Source organism: Aerosakkonema funiforme FACHB-1375, from assembly GCF_014696265.1.
GTDB classification, from domain to species: Bacteria; Cyanobacteriota; Cyanobacteriia; order Cyanobacteriales; family Aerosakkonemataceae; genus Aerosakkonema; species Aerosakkonema funiforme_A.
The window spans coordinates 1-18,644 of sequence record NZ_JACJPW010000015.1 but is presented as its reverse complement, the minus strand read 5'-3'; the positions used below and the strand labels follow the sequence as shown (position 1 = coordinate 18,644).

The 18,644-nt window shown below is 42.8% G+C and carries 16 protein-coding genes and 1 pseudogene; 15 read left to right on the top strand and 2 right to left on the bottom strand.

The window, feature by feature from the left end; translation table 11 throughout:
* Positions 1-51 precede the first annotated feature (51 nt).
* The 14 genes from H6G03_RS07930 to H6G03_RS07865 all read left to right on the top strand — a co-directional run bounded on the left by H6G03_RS07930 (position 52) and on the right by H6G03_RS07865 (position 15,499).
* Positions 52-1,155, top strand: coding sequence for a hypothetical protein (locus tag H6G03_RS07930; protein WP_190463776.1), 1,104 nt, complete (start codon positions 52-54; stop codon positions 1,153-1,155).
* A 176-nt stretch (positions 1,156-1,331) separates the two neighbouring features.
* On the top strand, positions 1,332-2,063 hold the full coding sequence (locus H6G03_RS07925) for a hypothetical protein (RefSeq protein WP_190463775.1): 732 nt from the start codon (positions 1,332-1,334) through the stop codon (positions 2,061-2,063).
* Between the two features lie 10 nt (positions 2,064-2,073).
* On the top strand, positions 2,074-4,149 hold the full coding sequence (locus tag H6G03_RS07920) for a TrbI/VirB10 family protein (protein ID WP_199315197.1): 2,076 nt from the start codon (positions 2,074-2,076) through the stop codon (positions 4,147-4,149).
* Positions 4,150-4,159: 10 nt separating this feature from the next.
* A complete protein-coding gene (locus H6G03_RS07915; RefSeq protein WP_199315196.1) occupies positions 4,160-4,948 on the top strand; it encodes a hypothetical protein in 789 nt (262 codons plus the stop codon).
* Positions 4,945-5,865 carry a PDDEXK family nuclease gene (locus tag H6G03_RS07910; protein WP_190463774.1) on the top strand — a complete coding sequence of 307 codons (921 nt, stop codon included), beginning with the start codon at positions 4,945-4,947 and terminating at the stop codon, positions 5,863-5,865. The genes H6G03_RS07915 and H6G03_RS07910 overlap by 4 nt, the downstream gene beginning before the upstream one ends.
* Positions 5,862-7,451, top strand: a complete 1,590-nt coding sequence (locus H6G03_RS07905) for an ATP-binding protein (protein ID WP_199315195.1) — start codon at positions 5,862-5,864, stop codon at positions 7,449-7,451. Before H6G03_RS07910 ends, H6G03_RS07905 begins: the two co-directional genes overlap by 4 nt.
* Positions 7,452-7,525: 74 nt before the next feature.
* Positions 7,526-7,801, top strand: coding sequence for a hypothetical protein (locus tag H6G03_RS07900; protein ID WP_190463773.1), 276 nt, complete (start codon positions 7,526-7,528; stop codon positions 7,799-7,801).
* 275 nt (positions 7,802-8,076) lie between these two features.
* On the top strand, positions 8,077-9,897 hold the full coding sequence (locus H6G03_RS07895; RefSeq protein ID WP_190463772.1) for a M23 family peptidase: 1,821 nt from the start codon (positions 8,077-8,079) through the stop codon (positions 9,895-9,897).
* Positions 9,885-10,451 (top strand): hypothetical protein, encoded by a 567-nt coding sequence (locus H6G03_RS07890; protein ID WP_190463771.1) that lies wholly within the window; start codon positions 9,885-9,887, stop codon positions 10,449-10,451. The genes H6G03_RS07895 and H6G03_RS07890 overlap by 13 nt, the downstream gene beginning before the upstream one ends.
* Before the next feature lie 164 nt (positions 10,452-10,615).
* The gene (locus H6G03_RS07885) at positions 10,616-12,406 is read left to right on the top strand and encodes a type IV secretory system conjugative DNA transfer family protein (protein ID WP_190463770.1); all 1,791 of its coding nucleotides are present in this window, start codon (positions 10,616-10,618) and stop codon (positions 12,404-12,406) included.
* Between the two features lie 176 nt (positions 12,407-12,582).
* On the top strand, positions 12,583-13,557 hold the full coding sequence (locus H6G03_RS07880) for a CobW family GTP-binding protein (protein ID WP_190463769.1): 975 nt from the start codon (positions 12,583-12,585) through the stop codon (positions 13,555-13,557).
* Positions 13,558-13,685: 128 nt separating this feature from the next.
* Complete coding sequence (gene nthB, locus H6G03_RS07875; protein WP_190463768.1) at positions 13,686-14,429, top strand: nitrile hydratase subunit beta; 744 nt, start codon at positions 13,686-13,688, stop codon at positions 14,427-14,429.
* A 32-nt stretch (positions 14,430-14,461) separates the two neighbouring features.
* A complete protein-coding gene (nthA, locus tag H6G03_RS07870; RefSeq protein WP_190463767.1) occupies positions 14,462-15,082 on the top strand; it encodes a nitrile hydratase subunit alpha in 621 nt (206 codons plus the stop codon).
* A gap of 45 nt (positions 15,083-15,127) precedes the next feature.
* Positions 15,128-15,499, top strand: coding sequence for a nitrile hydratase accessory protein (locus tag H6G03_RS07865; RefSeq protein ID WP_190463766.1), 372 nt, complete (start codon positions 15,128-15,130; stop codon positions 15,497-15,499).
* Between the two features lie 78 nt (positions 15,500-15,577).
* Here the strand turns inward: H6G03_RS07865 and H6G03_RS07860 are convergent, their stop codons facing one another.
* Both H6G03_RS07860 and H6G03_RS07855 read right to left on the bottom strand, forming a co-directional pair.
* Complete coding sequence (locus H6G03_RS07860; RefSeq protein ID WP_190463765.1) at positions 15,578-16,642, bottom strand: DNA-binding protein; 1,065 nt, start codon at positions 16,640-16,642, stop codon at positions 15,578-15,580.
* Between the two features lie 896 nt (positions 16,643-17,538).
* Entirely contained in the window at positions 17,539-17,880 is a 342-nt protein-coding gene (locus H6G03_RS07855; RefSeq protein ID WP_190463764.1) for a hypothetical protein, read from the bottom strand.
* A 269-nt stretch (positions 17,881-18,149) separates the two neighbouring features.
* On the opposite strand from H6G03_RS07855, the pseudogene H6G03_RS07850 reads away from it, so the two are divergent.
* Positions 18,150-18,644, top strand: a pseudogene (locus H6G03_RS07850) (hypothetical protein); the annotation flags it as partial.

Sequence of the window (18,644 nt, the reverse complement as noted above, 5' to 3'; positions counted from 1 at the left end):
GTAACATCCCCAACTGCAATCGCTCTTTTTGTATTGCGTCCTAAATTGCTTATGTTTGGCCTACTTTTTATTCAATCTTTCGCCCAAATAACACCACCAGACAATGCTGCCGATTCGACTGTCGGAATTAGTTTGATTTCCCAAAGTATCGAATTGAGTCGTCAAACAGTCGAATCGTGGAATAAAATATGGGGTGATGCCATCAATCCATCCGGTGCATTGTGGGCAGGATTATGCAATTTAGGAACAATCTTAGCTGCCCTCAGTATTATTATATTGGCAGTTAAAATGGCTGCTGATTATCAAGAAAAACGATTCTTTTTATCAGATTTAGCCGCTTCTGTGGTTTGGCCTTTATTTATTGCTATTATGTTAGGTAATAATGGCTATCTGTTGTCACAAACCGTGATGGTAGTTAGGAATATCGGCCATCAAGAAGTTGTTAACGTCCTCAATATCCAACTAGCCGATACCACTTTCAAGCAAGCCATTTCAGATGTTACTTTAACTCAAAGCGTTAAAACACAAGTATCTACAGTTTATGCAGAATGTCAAGGTTTATCTGGCAAACCGCTGACAGATTGCTTGCAAGAAAAACAACCAGTTGTAGAACAGATATTAACAGAAGCTGAAAAGCAGAATGGTGGCCCATTAGAACAAGCCCGTCAAGCGGTAGCACAACTAACGGATTTCGTGCAAAATCCCGGTGCTGTTTTTAGCGCTACTATTTCCTTAATTTTGATTACCTTTTTATACGCACTTCAATGGGCTTTTGTCAACATTTTAGAAGCTGCTTTAATTATGACTGCCACTTTTGCACCCATCGCGTTGGGATTGAGTTTGTTACCCCTTGGTGCTAAACCAATCTGGGCTTGGGCTAGCGGTTTTCTTGCCTTATTTGGAGTGCAATTAGGATACAACATTGTCGTGGGATTGGCTGCTACTGTCATCGTTGCTGCTGGCGCACAAACGTTTTCGGATTTAGCTTTCTTAGCATTTATCAGTATCTTTGCACCTGCTTTAGCACTATTAATTGCAGGCGGTGGTGGAGTTGCACTTTATGCGGGTATTAACAGCAGAGTACCAGCACTCGTTAATGCTGCATTTGATGGGGTAGTCGCTGTAGCTACTGGTGTTATTGGTAAGGCTGGTTAGTCATTAGTCATTGGTCATTAGTCATTAGTCATTGGTCATTGGTCATTAGTCATTAGTCATTGGTCATTGGTCATTAGTCATTAGTCATTGGTCATTGGTCATTAGTCATTAGTCATTGGTCATTAGTCATTGGTCATTAGTCATTAGTTATTTGTCAATATCTGGAGGTGAGTTAAATGTTTAAGTCTTTGGATAAACCCAAACAAAACAGAATATTCTTAGAATCGAAAGATATTTTGCCTTTGTGTTTCGTGGGACTGACTGCTTTTACCAGTCTGACATTTTTATTTACCTTATTCGTCAGTTTCAAAGTCAGTCAACTAGCTGCCCGTAAAACCACTTTCGTGCAGATGGTAAACGGAAAAACAATGGTCGTTTCCGAACAAGATTATCTTTACCGTCAACCAGAAGTTGTCAAAGAAGTTGTCCGTCAATGGGCTGATTTAACGTTTAACTGGGATGGCGTTATTCCCGGTACGAAAGAATTAGACAAAGGTCGAGATATCGGTAAAGGTAAACGGGTTACTACTAATACCTATTTTGCTTCCTTTCTGATTGAATCTGGACCGCAAGGTTTTCGTGGGGCTGCATTACAAGCTTTAGCAGATATCACACCATCGCGAGTATTTAGCGGCCAAGTTCGTTCCAAAGTTATTATCTCTTACCTCTCTGCACCTAGACAAACCCGAATTGGAGAGTGGGAAATAGATATGGTGGCGACAAGGGTATTAGTAAGTTTACCCGGTGGAGTAGATGAAGAAATTCCTTTCAATCGCACTTTTACATTAAAAGCCGTTGATATTCCTTCTCCACCCGCTGCTGATGCTTCAGCCCTAGAACAGCAACTTTACCAAATCAGAAAAGCTGGTTTAGAAATTACCAAAATTACCGAATTTACACCTAATTGAGGATTAAATCATGGATAACGATAACAATAAAAATCACGAAGTAGACAGTAAGCAATTGGAAGTAGGGAGTGGCGAACAAAATTCCTCTACTCCCTCCCAAAACGAACAATTTACGCCTGATGAAATGGCGCAAATGACAGGTTACCAACCCGAACGAGTCCAATTAATCGACCGGGAATATATGTTAGAAAGGGACTCGGAGACAACCGAACCCCGTGAAAATAGCGAAAACCCGTTAGTGCGATTTGCGATCGCATCGATGCTAGTCGGTGGTATCCTGTCTGCGGGATGGTTGATTTGGTCGATTTTCTTTGCTGTCAAGTCTCCCGCACCAAAAATCGCCGCTACTCCTACTCCCGCTGTGAAACCTGAAACGCCTACGAACGATGAAGCAGCGAGACTCAAAGCAGAATTAGCATTCCGAAATCAAATGGGTCGCCAGCAGCAAGCAAATGTACCCGCACCCACTCCTACACCTGCTGCAACGCCTACTCCGACACCCACTTCTACCCAAGTGGCTGCATCTCCTGCAAAACCTCAACAGTCACCACCACCAAAACCGATCGCAGAACCCGCCCCACCACCGAAGATTGTATATCGCGATCGCGTGGTCAGAGAACCTGCCCCACCGCCCAAGATTGTATACCGCGATCGGGTAGTCAAAGAACCCGCACCACCACCACAAGTGTTATACCGCGATCGGATAGTCAAAGAACCTGCACCACCACCACAAGTGGTATATCGCGATCGGGTAGTCAAAGAACCTGCCCCACCACCCAAGATTGTATACCGCGATCGCGTGGTGAAAGAACCCGCACCACCACCCAAAATCATACGGGAAACAATACCAGTCTCAGCACAACCGCACATAGCAGCTGCACCCAGCCCAGAAGCTAAAACGCCAGAGGTTGACCCGTTTGAGAGGTGGAACCAACTGGCGACTGTGGGACAGCAAGCCACTGATGCAGAAGTAGCATCTGTTCGGAGTACAGAAACACTCCCAGAAACCTCAGTCGCGGCGTTACCAAATAACCAACAATTAACGCAACCAAACTCTATCTCAAAAGAGCAGACTAAACCAACATCAATTCCTACAATTACCATTGGCGATTCTACTTTGATTCCTTCTGCACCAACAGAAAATTCATATCCAGCAGAAGAAAACAAAAAAATTGAAACTACACCCCAACTTGCTTCAACAGAAGATGTAAAATCACCATCCCAGGAAGAAACAGATAATCCCTCCGATTTTCAAATTGTCACTGCATCTTCTTCACCTGCATCAGAATGTCCGAATAATTCTTCATCGAGTTGGGAATGCACTTCGGAATCAACTCAATCACCAACACCGGGCGAACTGGGCATTTTAAATCGCACGCCAAGATCCGAAACCAACAGTGAAATTGCTGTTGCTTCTAAGTCACCTATGCAAGTTCAAATTGGTACTTCAGCCAAAGCGAAAGTTTTAGTTCCGATGATTTGGTCAGAAGAAAATCAAGCAGATCGAGGACGTTTCGCCGTACAACTAGAGTCAGATGTTTTATCTACCGATAATCGAGTAGCCTTACCAAAAGGAACTATTCTGATTACCGAAGTTGATTCCGTTACATCCGATAACAAGCTAGTCAATCAAAGTGCGGTCGCTGTTGTCTATCCTGATAGTGCTGGAGAAATTCGCCAACAATCAATCCCTAAAGAAAGTATCCTCATTCGAGGAAAAAACGGCGAACCTTTAATTGCTAAAGGAATGGGCGATAAAGGTGGAGAAATTGCACGACAAGATATTCTCATCGGTTTGTTAGGGGCTGCTGGTAGAGCGGGTGAAGTAATCAACCAAAACCAAAATCAATCTTCCACCATTATTTCCAGTGGCGGTTTTAGCAGTCAAACTATCACTACATCTGCTCGCCGGCCCGACGTTTTAGCAGCAGCGATCGAAGGCTTTTTCAAACCGATGTCCCAACGTCTGAGCCAGCGTGCCGATCGCACTTCTCAAGAAATCTTGAATCGTTCCAATGTGGCAATTATACCACAAGGAACTGAAGTTTCTGTCTTTTTTAATACTTTCTTTGTTGTCAATCGTTGAGGATGTAAAAATGAAAAATATTAGCATCAAGCTAGGATTAACCTTGTGCTTGGTATTGGGTTTTTCACAAATAGCTCAAGCACAGTCTACTCAAAACTCAAATCAACCAGCCATATTAACGATTAGCCCCCAAGAAAGTAGCGGTCTTTCTGGAGCAGCTCGTACAGTAGAAGTATGGTCTGGTAGGGGGACTGCTATTGATTTTACCAGAGTTAACGAGCGGATTATTCAGGTGTTTTTAGCTGACCCCAGTCGCTTTACTTATACTACCGATACCCCACTGGATAAAGGGAACGCGACTACATTATTTTTGCGGCAAATAACACCATTGCGATTCCCCAATCTTACCACCGCTCGCGTTACTAATCTGTTCGTAAAAACGCAATCGCCAGATGGAACGATGCGACTTTATACTTTTAATTTACAAGCTGGTGGAAGCACAAGACAAAGGTATAATGGTTTGAGCGTCGCTACAACTTCCCCTACCCATTATAGGAGAACATCAAGATTGCAAGCTAGTTCATCTCGTTCCGTAAGAATTGATGATATCGAACGAGGTTTGCAAGTTGCGATCGCTAGAAGATACACTGCTGCTAATGACCCGGTTGTGTTTAAGGTGAGAGATTTTTTAACAACAGCAAGAAGTAATTCCCGCCACTCATTAACTGAATTAGCTCAAAGACTTAATCTTCGTCCTGAATTGCTTACTCAATTGGCTACTTTGGGTAGGGAAGAATCTGATTCTCCCACAACTTCATCTGAAAGGAACGCTCCCAATTTGGTAAGGTTTAATCGGTGAATAAGAGTTATCCCGTTGTCCTTTATCCCAACCAAATTTTGAGATTTTTAGCAACCAACTCGGCTTTGGGTATTTCCAATTCTCAGCCAACAGCTAATTCTCCTATTCAATCTAAGAAAAAGTTTAATATTGGCTGGTTTTCCCTAACCAAATGGGAATTATTAGGAGCGATTGCTGTTGGCGTTATTATAGCATGGTCTTTAGCTTTCTTATCTCCTTTTTGGTTGGTTGCTAGCGTCTGGGTGGTGATTTTATTAGGAATTATCTGTAATGACTCTTTAACTACTAAAAAGCAGCCAGCAACAAAACAAAAGATAACTCCCTCGCTTGAAAACATCACATTGAAGTCTCACCAAATTAAAATGCCAATACAATCGACTAAATTGAATAAAATTCTTGATGGTGTTGTGATGCCTTCAGTAGGTATGAGTAGCGCCCGAACAGGTGTCTCTGAGAAAGCTTTTAAACAGGTGCTACAGCAAATATTTCCGAATATCCAGCAAGGATTGTCATTTCATAACCCCGATTTATCTATTCCTTATTCGGCTGATTTTGCTTTCATACATTCCTGCGGACTGAGTATTGATATTGAGATTGATGAACCGTATGTTGGCAATACCAAAGAACCCCATCATTGTACCGATAACGGTAAGGATGATATCAGAAACCAATTCTTTCTTAAGGGTAACTGGACGGTAATAAGATTCAGCGAAAAGCAAGTAGTTTTATACCCGAAAAGCTGCTGCAAAGTAATTGCTTCTGTCATTGCACGGGTAACTGGCGATCGCACCTACTTTGCCCAACTTCTAAGTATACCAGATTTACCGCCTGACCCGATGTGGACTACCCGCGAGGCTAAAAGGTGGGCTAAAGAAAATTATCGTCAAACTTACTTACCCATTGGGAGGAAAAAATGATGCAATTTATCCAAGATTTACCAATTTTGTTCGCTTCCAGTCAATACCTCGTAGCAGTTGAAACTCCTCTTACCGAACGATTGGAAATGTTCAAGTTCCTACTACCTATCGCTCAAAATCTCCAAGTACCTTTATATTTTTGGAATTTTGGCTATTCTCATCTGCGACAAGTATACTTCGATCGAACTATCAGACTCATACCGACTGATATTAAGTGTACATCTGGTCTGGCATGGTTGGTAGATAATAACGAAGTACCGGGGGTGTTTGTTTTTGAGGGTATGCTAGCACCCGATACTTCTGGAAGAAATAAGCTAGAACAGTTAGCTATGATTAGTAACCTAGCTTATGATTTACCTACAAGAGGTCAACAACAATTCGTAGTAGCACTTGAGACTTACGTCGAACTACCACAGGAATTGATGCCTTTAGTTCCTGTATTGGTGAATTCACTACCAGATGCTTCTCAAATGCGACAGATAGTACAAGATTTGGGTAATCAGTTATTTTTAGCGCCAGCAGAATTAGAACAATTGATAAGGACTTGTCTGGGTTTACCAATAGGCGAACTGTCCATGCTTTTGCAGCACTCCCTATCAAATAATTGTACTACCGAACAACTAATTGATGAAGTGCTAACTTACAAAAAATCTAAATTAAAAGGACGGGGGATTGAATTTATCAGCGAACCGGATGTACCTGCTGCGGGTGGATTAGACTTATTAGAAGAAATGCTAGAACGCGCTGCTGCATTACTCAAACCGGAAGCAAAAGAACACAATCTTAAATTCCCCAAAGGTATGATATTATGGGGGCCACCGGGTACGGGGAAGAGTTTAAGCGCCAAATTAGCAGCTAAAAAAATGGGCGTACCGATGGTTGCTGCTGATTGGACTTCTTTACGCGGTGCTACTGCTTATGAGTCAAGAAAAAATTTACGAGAATTCCTGCAATTATGCGATTCTTTGGGCGAATACGGTCTTGTCCTTTATTTTGATGATTTCGATAAGGGTTTTGCTGGTTTTGATTCCGATAGCGATGGTGGAGTATCGAGACAATTAGCTGGTAAATTACTCACTTGGATGCAGGAGAGAACTTCTCAAGTATTAGTAATGGCGACTGTGAATAGATTGGACTTCCTTCCGCCTGAATTAATTCGCCGTTTTGATGATATCGTTTTTGTTGATATTCCCCACACTGGCGCACGTTACGAAATTATAAAATTGCATTTAGCTAGATATTTCCCTGATTTAGATTTTAGCGAACGAGATTGGTGGCGACTTTTGCGCGAAACCAAAATGCTTACTCCCGCCGAAATTGGGAATTTGGTACGAAAAACTGCCGAAGAAGCTTTTTATCGAAATACTCAACATTTTGCTTCTTCAGAATTACACAAACAACCGCTTAATGTTACTGTAAAAGATTTCTTGGCACAACGATATAACTTTACTCCTAGCATGATTAGGGAAGAGGATAAAATTGTCGAAATTCGCAACAAAGCATCCTACGCCCGTCCTGCTAGTTCACCCGATAGAAGTCGTTGGCGTCAAGAACCAGAAGTTTTGTTTGGTTCTACTCCAAATTAATAGATTTATCGCTTTCGGTAGAAAATATTTTTTTCTAATCAAGATAAGTTTAAAGAAATAGATAGGAGTCAATTATGAGCGAACCAAATTCTTACAATGGTTACAACGAATCTGGTTGGGATTCTAACGGTTATGGTGGCGAAACTGGCTATGGCTACGATACTAACATAGCTCAGTCTTCAAGCAGTTGGGGCGCAGGAGATACGGCATACAACACGGACAATATTACTAATCCGTATGCCGAAAATCCTTACGAAACCAATGTATTTGACAATGCTTATACGGAAACTTTTTCCAATCCCAACCCAAGCCATGATTATTCTAGTTCATCCGGTTTTGAATTAGAATAGTTTGTTCCTTCGTACTTTTGTAATCTATAGCACTACGCGATGGTATCGTTACAGATTGGATAGATTATGCCGAGACAGAGGTTCAACTCAGCAGTTGTAAATACACCACCGCGTAGCGCTATAAGTGCCGTTTCAGTTAAAGAAACGGCATTTTTTTATTGCTGAAAATATCTATCACTATTTACGTATATGCTTTTATCTCTTTAGTTAGGGCTGGTTAGTAAATATAGTTATTAATTTAGGAATAAGCACTGATAGCTTCTCACACAGCAATTATGAAATGGCATCGGTTTTGTGCTTTAGCATTGTTATCTCTTTCTTTAATTATTTTGTCAGCCGGATACTTACCAATGCTGGCACAACAGAATGCAACTATACAATCTGATTTGCCTACCAGATTGATGCCATCCGTATTGTCTGATAGCCCGCAAGTTTTGCTACCAGATTGGCAGAGAATATCGTTTGGTTCTATGCCACCAATTCAAAATAACGGTTTTTCGATTATTGAAGGTAATACACGCACTTGGTCGGCGGGACAAACACCCGATCGCTATTTAACATTACTCGATATTCAATCTCCATTAAGACCCGATTTACTCAATCTGGACAATATTGGAAAAAGTTCAGACTTCAAGACGATTCCCATGACTAGCTTTCCTTTACTCGGTCAGCAGACTATTAAACACCTAGTAGATATCGTACCTTCTTTAGGTCAGTTTTCCATGAGGCAAGTTCCTCCCATTGCTGCACTACTATCTCAAAAAGGCTCGCTCTCAGAAAATACCACTCCTCTTTCTACTTTATTAATCCAGAATCCAAATTTGGGCGAACTAAAACTCAACCAAATTGATTTATCCGAATATGCGATCGCTGATATTCCCAATATCGAATCGGTTCAGTTAGGGCAATTTTCAGGTTGGCAAGATACTTTAATTGCTGATGTACCTAACCTCAATACTTTACCTCTGGGTTCTTTCCCCGTTCCCCTAACAGAATTAGGCAATGCGGTAGCCAGAATAGATTTTATTTGGAGTAAAGCAGAACAGAAGCGGTTACGGACGATTTCAGGCTCAGATGTAGCTGGTTTTTCCGTACCCTGTCAAGGTCAAGAATGCCCTCATATCGAACTGGACGATTTAGAAAATTCGGGACGAAACCACCGGGGTGAATTTGAAGGTCGTTCTTGGATATCCGGTAAATACCAACAAGTGGAAGGCGGTTGGGGTTGTCTCAAAGGAGTTAATGGCGGTAAAGAACCCACTGGTAGATTGCCTTTTGGCAGTTTCGCCAAAGTAGTAGTGATGGAACCGGATGAAAAAACCGATACCGTTGATACTGCTTTGTTCTTCCGCTTCAAAACCTTTTGCGGTGCTACCCCTTATTTTATTGGCCCAGTTCCCTTTCTTACCTACAGGGTGAACGCGCCCATATTCATCGGTATTTTAGATAAGCAGCTACAAAGGACTGTTTCGGTTCCCCAGGCGAATAGCAGCGGTAGTGCGTTCGCATCCCCAAATGAAGAAGCACTTTCTCAAACAGAGTTCGCTGCTGACGAACCTTGTCCCACTGCTGCTAGTTCTCCAGCTGGCGTGAATGTTGCAGCACTTAAAAACGCGATCGCATTCCTGGAAAGCAGCGGTCAGTCCGATACCATTGGCCCCTTTGTCTGTGCCGATCGGGGACGCAACTGCGGACGCGCTTTGGGGAAATACCAGGATATGAGTTATAACCCCTATGCAGCGCAGGCTATAGCCAATAAACCAGGGGGTCAAGAATGGCTTTCTAAGCTTAATACCGGGGCCAACGTGACTCCTCACGAGCTATTCCAATTTTACCCCCCGGCGGATCAGGAAGCTGCTGTAAAAGCTGCCCTGCTGGATAAGATTACTCTCACCTCGACTGAAATTGACCCGACTACCGGGCTACCTTTTTCAGGCGATCGCCTAATTGAAAGGGTAGCTCAAAAGCACTTCGGCGGTGATGGTTCCATTGTGGATGGGGGTGCTACCGATGCTTTCGGGCGGTTGAGTTTGAAAAGTTACGGTCTAGATGTTTTGCAGCGCTACAAGGAGAATTCTTCTTTATGCAGATTATAAATACCAAAAAAATACCAAGTGACAAACTCGTTCGTTTGGTACGGATTTTTCATTTCAGTTTGGCTTTCTTTCTGTTACTCGGTACTCTCTTCCTAAATGGTTGTACTAACAATTCAATAGCAGCAGTACCTTTACAATGGAAACAAGCTGACTCGATTCCACCTATTTTATTGCAATTAGCCGTTAATGAAAATACTTCTGCTACACCCAACAGGTTGAATGATGTTTTAGTTGCTTCTATCCCAACTAAAGATAAGAAGCAGTTGTATATTTTTAATTACAATAGCCCGGATACCTGCGGTAAGTTGGGATGTTTGTATGTGGGTTATCTGGAAAAAGGAGAATCATCCTATCAACGAGTATTGAATCTTTACCTGCAACCAAATTTACCTCCCAAGCACTCATTGATTAGCATCAATTCAGATGTTTCTAGTTCATCTCTACCTTGTTTAGAGATTAAACAAGTAGATAAGAGTAATTTACAAATTGTTACCTACTGCTTCAATGGTAGCTTTTATCAGCCTACTAAAAGTATTCAGACGCTTGTCAAGTAAATTGAAACTATTAGTCGTCTAGCAATTGAAAAACAATCTTAAATTCTTTGCATTTCCCGGTCTTCTAAACCCGCTTTAGTTGTTTAATTGGCTCTCCCTAATTTTGATAAACAGTCTGTTTTTTTCTAATCTAATGTTTTTACTAGCAATTTACCTATTTTATCATGAATCATTACATAATAGCCAATCAAAAACCAGTTGTAAGTAAACCCACAACAGGCTATCAATCTAGTTTTGATTTCCCCGGACTGTTCAAGTCTTTCGCCAATCCAGAAGGTTTGGGTATGATAGGTGCTTTAGTTTTGGTAATTGTCTTCACTCAATTAACTGGTAATAAGAAAGGAAAGATTTCGACTGGACGGGTAGTAGGAATGGCTGAAAAGCTTGCAGCTACTAACCTCGCTCTCAAACAAATTCACGAACGCAAACACAATAAAGTTTGTTTTTGGTGCGGTTCTCCTCGTTATTGGTGGCGAAGTAAATTAAAAGGGATAGGCGCAACCATTCAAACTGCTTTGGGTGCTTCTCCTACTGTTTGGATTCCTCATGCAGAACGCTCTACTCTCGTTCTCGGTGCGCCTGGAAGTGGTAAAACTTACGGTTCTATTGACAGAATGGCTGAAAGTTGTATGGTACAAGGATTCCCTTTAATTGTCTACGATAAGAAGGGCGATCAGATGCGTCTGTTAGCCCCTTTAGCCGCCAGATACGGGTATGACGTGCGGATTTTTGCACCTGGAGAATCTTACAGTGAGGTAATCAATCCTTTAGATTTTATGAGAAATGAAGAAGATGCGGAAACTGCTACTCAAATTGCTCGCGTTATCAATGCTAATGCTGGTGGTAATAAGGGAGATAATGATTTTTTCTCGAAAGCAGCCGATATGCTGGCTACGGCTTTAATTCAGTTAGCTAAAAGCACTGATTGTCCTGACTTAGGTACTGTCTACGGTTTGATTTCAACCGAAGGATTTGTTAGTAAGTTAGAAACAGCTATTCAACAGAAAAAAGTTTCTGTCTGGGTGGCTTCTAGTTTTCGCCAATATTTGAAGGCGAAAGATAGCGAAAAAACGATTGCTAGTATCGATACAACAACGGTAGGGATATTTTCTGGTTTAATCAAACGCAATTTATTATCTTCATTTTTAGGTAAGACTACGATTCCCATTCGTTTATCCGGGAAACAGATTTTGATTTTCAAGTTGGATGATGAGCGACGGGATGCAGTTGGCCCATTGCTGGCGGCGGCTTTCCACATGACCGTGGTGAAGAATTTAACTCAAAAGCGTTCCGACCCTTTGGGAATATTTATTGATGAATTACCTTCGATTTTTCTGTATGCTTTACCCCAGTGGATTAACGAGTATCGCAGTAATGGTGCTTGTTTCGTGTTGGGGGTGCAGAGTTTGGAACAATTGGCTAATGCTTATGGGGATAATTTAGCGGCTGCGATTACCAGTGCTTGCAGTACTAAAATTTTGTATAATCCTGCTAATTATGCAACGGCGGAAAAGTTTTCTCAATCTTACGGTCATAAGGAGTTGATTGTTAAGGAGCGATCGATTACTCAGTCTAAGGAAGGTCGTAGCGTTACTTGGGCCGATCGACTGCAAACTATGCCGATGATTACAGCGGATGAGATTATGCGCTTTCCGCAAGGTAAGTGCGTGATTACCAATCCCGGTTATAGTTCGGGTGGCGAGGGATCGATTCCTTATCCGCTGACTATTTTTATTCCTAAGTCTGACCAAAAAAGGATTTTAGAATGTTCTAAGCTTTGGGACGAGCAGGTTTGTCCCAGACTGATAGAGCGATCGCAGTTGATTGACCCGACTGAGTTGGATGAGGCGATGGATTTGAGGGAGAGAATTGCTAATTCTCTTTTGACTGTATCCCAGAGTGAGCAAGGGCAGAAAGCGCAAGAAGCTGAGGTTACTTTGGAGTCACCCTGGTAGTATCGCAAGAAAATCGCTGTGAAATATTTTAGCTGTCTTCGCGATCGCGTAACTCTCGATGTGGTGAGCAGTTACGCATTATGTAGCCTATTTAACATTTTTGGGTCTCCCTTTTCTCCTACATACAGAGTGGATAGGTCGAATGCAGACCCGATCGCTAACATCAGGAGCGTTCCATGCCCAATAGAGCATCCAGTTCCATCCCCGTCACAATTCTCACAGGCTATTTAGGGGCAGGTAAAACTACCCTGCTTAACCGAGTTCTAACATATCAGCACGGCAAAAGAGTCGCGGTAATTGTCAATGAATTTGGGGAAGTCGGCATTGACAGTCAGCTTGTGATTAATGCCGACGAAGAGATTTTAGAAATGAATAACGGTTGCATCTGCTGTACTGTACGCGGCGATCTCATCCGCATTTTCAGTGACTTGATGCTCAAGCGCGAAAAATTCGATCATTTGGTGATTGAAACAACTGGACTGGCAGATCCAGCTCCCGTGATTGGGTCGTTTTTTGTGGATGACGTGATGCGTAACCATACCCAACTAGATGCGGTAGTAACCGTTGTGGATGCTCTTCACATTTGGTCACATTGGGATGCAGATGAAGCCCAGGAACAAATTGCCTTTGCTGATGTGATTTTGCTCAACAAAACCGATCTCGTTTCCCTTGAACAATTAGAGGAATTGGAGCAACGCATTCGCAGTATGACTCCATTTGCCAAAATTTATCGCACCCAAAATTGTGACATTGACATGGATGCTGTACTGGGTATCAAAGCATTCGACTTGAAGCAAGTATTGAGCATCGACCCAGAATTTCTCAAGGACGACACTCACGAGCATGACGAATCTGTTTACTCGGTATCGATTGTCGAACAAGGTATCGTCAGCGGTGACAGATTTAACCGTTGGCTAAATCAATTAGTTCAAGTTAAAGGAACAGACATCTTTAGGATGAAAGGCATTTTGGATGTCGATGCAGAAGATCGGCGCTTTGTCTTTCAGGGCGTTCATATGTTGCTGGATGGAAGGCCAGGTCGCCCCTGGCAGCCGGGAGAGCAGCGTAAAAATGAAATGGTATTTATTGGGCGCAACTTAGATGCAGCCCAACTCAAACAAGAATTTCGAGCTTGTTTACTTGAGGCGTAATACGTAACCAATTGCTTACTTTGCCAGAAAAGTAAGAGCCATAATTTACTCTGTAAGCTGAAATATACAGGCAACATTTTCCCAAAAAATTCCAAGAGCCGATTGTTCACTGCAACTGGAGAAATAGCATGAAATTACAGCATTATCTGGGCGGGCTAGAAGGTATAGATTCTGAACCACTTAATTTTGAGAAACGGGTGTTTGTCGAACCTTGGGAAACCCGTATTTTTGGCATTCATGTAGCCATGATGGGTCTGAGCAAACACCTGAACAAAGCCCTGCCACAATATCCGATCGAAAGCGTACCGACTAAATTTAAAAGTATTTGGACTTGGGCAGACCTACGCAAAGGTGCAGAGGCGATGAACCCGTTTGACTACTTTAGGTTTCGCTACTATGAAAAGTGGTTGGGCGGTATTTCTGGCTTTTTTGTACAGTCCGGCTATATCACACAGGAAGAATTGGATGCACGGACAGTGACCTACCTAGAAAAGACGAATACTTCCTTACCAAGATTATCTGAACCTGCTATTGATGACCAAGTTATTGATTACCTACATCGTGGCGATCCTGCTATTCGAGAAGTTAACCGACAACCCAAGTTTAATGCAGGACAAAAGGTTTTAGTGAAGGATGTCCCTACTACCGACCATACACGTCTACCCGGATATCTACGCAATAAAACTGGCATTGTCGATCGAGTCTATGAGGGCGCGTATGCTTATCTTTGCTCCACTGGAGCGGATGGGCTGGGAGAGCCAATGTATGTCTACAGCATCAAGTTTGACCCCAAAGATATTTGGGGTGAGATGGCTGAAACGAATTCTTGGGTCTATGCTGACCTGTTTGAAGTTTACGTTGAAGCTGCCTAGTAATTGTAGAAAGTATTGAGGAGGTTTTAATCGTGAGCGAACGTTTTAGTTATAGACCAAATCGCGAGGCTTATAATGCTGCTAAAGTTAAGGCTTTAGAGTCCTTGCTGATTGAAAAAGGCATCATTAGCAGCGAAACGGTTGATAAGGTACTCACTTTCTTTGAAACCGATTTCGGACCATTTAATGGTGCAAAGCTGGTTGCTAGAGCATGGGTCGATCCTGAATTTAAAGCTTGTCTACTTACCAATACACCAGAAGCGATCGCGCAGATGGATTTCCCGCCTGGAATGGCTGGAGCCGAAGGGGAATACATGAAAGTGGTAGAAAACACGCCCAAGGTTCATAATCTGGTTGTTTGTACTCTCTGTTCTTGTTATCCTTGGCCTATGTTAGGATTGCCGCCTTACTGGTACAAAGACCCTACTTTTCGATCGCGTGCTGTTAAAGAACCTCGCAAAGTTTTGAAGGAGTTCGGATTGGAACTGGATGAGTCAAAAGAGGTGCGTGTTTGGGATAGCAGTGCCCAAATTCGTTGGTTTGTGCTTCCAGAACGTCCGGCCAGAACAGAAGGTATGAGTGAAGAAGAACTCGCCGCCTTGGTCACTCCAGAAGCAATGATGGGCGTTGCCCAAGTCAAAGTTCCTGCTTAGTTGAATTGTTTACATAAAGCGATCGACAATTTAGGAGGTAATCTATTGCAACTTCGATTTGAGCATTTTGCTGTTACTTCTATGATGGGTAGCGAAACTTCTCCTCCTCACGAGCGTGGCACGTTGAAATTTGAGCGGTTCTGGGAAGAACGTGCTTTTGGCATTGCCCTTGCCTTGTCCAAGAAGGGGCATTATGAATGGGAAGACTTCCGGCTGGAGTTAATTGCTGCGATCGCACAATGGGAAGCAACTCACTGTAAAGATGACCCCACTTGGGACTATTACCAACAATGGCTTCAGGCTCTAGAAGAGTTAGTTTTTGAATCTAATTTGATTGATGCAGATGAATGGGAAAGACGCACACTTGAATTAATGGAACAGGAGCAAAACGAGAGCAATTCAATTAGCACTATTTAAACTTGTTTATGGCGTGGATATACTAAGCAGTACCTACAGTGCTTAGTATATCCCCTATTCGGGGGAATGTCAATCAAACTAACCTTTTTTGCGTTTCGCTCCTTTCACTGGAGGTTCTTGACTTGGTTGATTTGAAGAATTTTCAGTTTCATCTGAAGAAGTTATTTCTTCAACTACTGGTTGCTCGAAAGATGGCTGAGCTTGCTTAAATCTAGATAACTCCTCCTGTGCTGCTCCATACTTTTGGTAAAGTTCTTTAAGTTGTGCCTCCAGAAATTGATTGCGCTCTGTTAGCTGGGCATTACGTTCTTTCCATTGCGCGAGCGCTCCTTCTTCTCCTACCTCAAACACTGGTGCATCGGGCAGAATTGGCTGGGCAATCAGCTGAGCTTTCAAGGCATCTATTTCATTCAGCTTAGCACCTAACGCTGCTTCTAGCTTTTGCGCTCGCTCTAGCAGTTCCATGTTTCTTTCTGCTACTTGAGTAAGCTGAATTGATAGCTTATCTCGCTCTGCTCTAATCGCACTCAGTTCCTGACTTAAGCGACCAGCATCCTCTACTTCCTTTTGAAGTTGTGTAACTTGCATACTAAGTGAGTGCTTTTGGTCGCTCACCTCGACTACTTGGTTTTGCAGTCGGTTTATTTCTGCAAGACAGGTGCTTATTTCAGCTCCATCCCCCATTTTTACTAACATTGCATTATTGCGGACTACCAACTGCATCTGCTCGACAATATGCTGGTATGCTTGTTCCATCCCTTTCAATTTCGCATTGGCTGTCTGTAGCGCTGCTTCTGTCTCCGATAGCTTTTCTCTCAATATCTCTGTTTCCACATCCAATTTCTCTTGTGCTTCCGAACTGTACACCAGTTCGGTCGCTCGGCGAATACTGTGGTACACCCGTCTCATCAACTCCTGGTGTTCTATTGGAATTGGCTCATCATCAGAGTTAGTTCCCTTGAAAAATTCATCGGGGTTGGAAGCTCGGAACGCTTTGAGGTGTTTCTGGATTGTGGCGTTAGACATTTTTGCTCCTGTCTTGGCGAAGACAACACCTCTGATTTTCTCTTGAGAAGGCTGCTCTCCCGCTTCTATTAACTCCCGGAAAGCTGCAACAACTTGGTCGTATTTTGATTCTGACATAATTAATTGTTTTTTATTTATTTGCTTCGCGGAGGGATCGCGCCCTCCTTTTTTGTGCCTTGCTGTCTTAGACACCTGTCTTAATAATACACCTTGGGAGGGCGGTTATCAATCTCTAACTGTCTTTCTCTGGCTGTCTTTTTAGGACATATAAATAGGACAGGTTATAGAGATTTTAATTCTTTAATGTCCTGTCTTGCTGTCTTAGTAAGACAGGAGCAGGCAGATTGAGGGAGACCCGTTCCCACAATATGTCTTTAAAAGACAGGTGTATAGGACATCTAGTTGACAAGATTTCTCTATCTCCCTTAATCCTGTAGGAATTACTAGCAGGGTCAATTGTTTTGTTAAGACAGGTGCCTTTGACAGGTTTTCCAGACTGTACTGTCCTAGCTGGACACATATATCAGACAGGTAAGGTAGTTATGTAGAGTATGCCTGTCTTAAAAGACAGGTATTTAGGACAGTTTTAGATGCAGCGAAGCGATCGAACAAGATTTTACTTACCCTCCCTGTCTTAATTAGCTGTCTTAACAGGACAGCTAACAGAATTAATTGGGCGATCGCAGATTCTGAGTTTTAAGAGGGCACAGTACTAAGACGGTAAGAAAGATATAGCAGAAGGCAGAAGGAAAAAGTAATCACAGTAAGGGTTCTAGCCCTTCATAATGGCCTAATCGCCGATTCGGTTGCTATATAAACCTGTACTAACTACCTGTCTTGGTAGGACAGGAATAGGTGAGCGATCGCACATCCTATGTTTTAAGACAGCTATAGAGTACAGGTCAGTACAGTGTGAAAATACGATATCAAGGTGTAGACAACAGGAAACATACAAACCTGTACTAATTACCTGTCTTGACAGGACAGCAATAGGATATCCCCAGTCTAGTTTTTCAACTTGCTTGCAAAACTTTATTCTCGGTAGCTCTCCACCGCTGGGCGATCGCCATCAGCAGATCGGGAATTTCATCTTCAGAAATAGCCTCGATTATTTTCTCTACGGTTGTGACTCCAGCGGGCTCTCCTGCTACAAGCGAGCAGAAATATTTACGCGACCCCGGTGCTATCTGCTGCATTCCCTGAAGAAGCTTATCAAGCATTTCATCGGTTACACCTGTCTTTCCGTGCCTGAACTGCGACACAAGGCTTTCGCTTACCTCAGCGGCTTGTGCTAAGGCTCTGCCGCCAATACGGTAACGCTTTAAAGTTTCGTTGAAAGCTTCGTGGATCAACATTAAGATTTATGTCTCTAATTCATTATTACTTAATTTTGCTTTATCTTTAATTAAGTATTTTTTACCAAACGGAGGCACTTAAATAAATGCAGCCATCATGCTGAATATTACTAAATTAGCTTGATGGTAGACAGCTAAGTAATCGAGTTTATTTAACTTTAACAAATTCTGGAAATTTGCCAACACAGTTTGTCCGGTTTGGCAAAAAGCGTTACCAGCACCTTCTTTCTAGCCACCGATTTAATAAATTCCACTTTTTATCCGCCATCGTGATAAGCAATAAAGACTGTTTTGACGACGCCCAGCAACCATCCGGCGCATCTCAATCACCTGCCACACGTTCCATCCCTAGAACCCCAAACGGCACGAACGCCCTCCGCGACCACTGGGAAAAAGAAGTACTGCCCAAACTAACCCCAGAAATGGTCTACACCGACCCCTCGCACCGATTTCAAATCAGTCCAGACCGCTGGCGAGGTGGCAGTCCCTTCCGAGAAAGTAAGTCAGGCACATCCTTCGCCGTCTGGCCAGATACCTTGCGATTTTACGATTCCGGCATGGGATTTGCCGGAGATCCCATCTCCTACATCCATAGCCTAAAAGTGGGACGCTGGGAACACCCCAAAGGCGCTGACTGGGTAGAAGCTCTACGAGAACTATCTCGACGCGCTGGGGTAGAACATTTATTTCCAGAGCGCAACTACTCCAAACAGCACATAGAAAGAGCGCAGAAATGGGAAGAACGTCGGGGCATCTTTGCCACA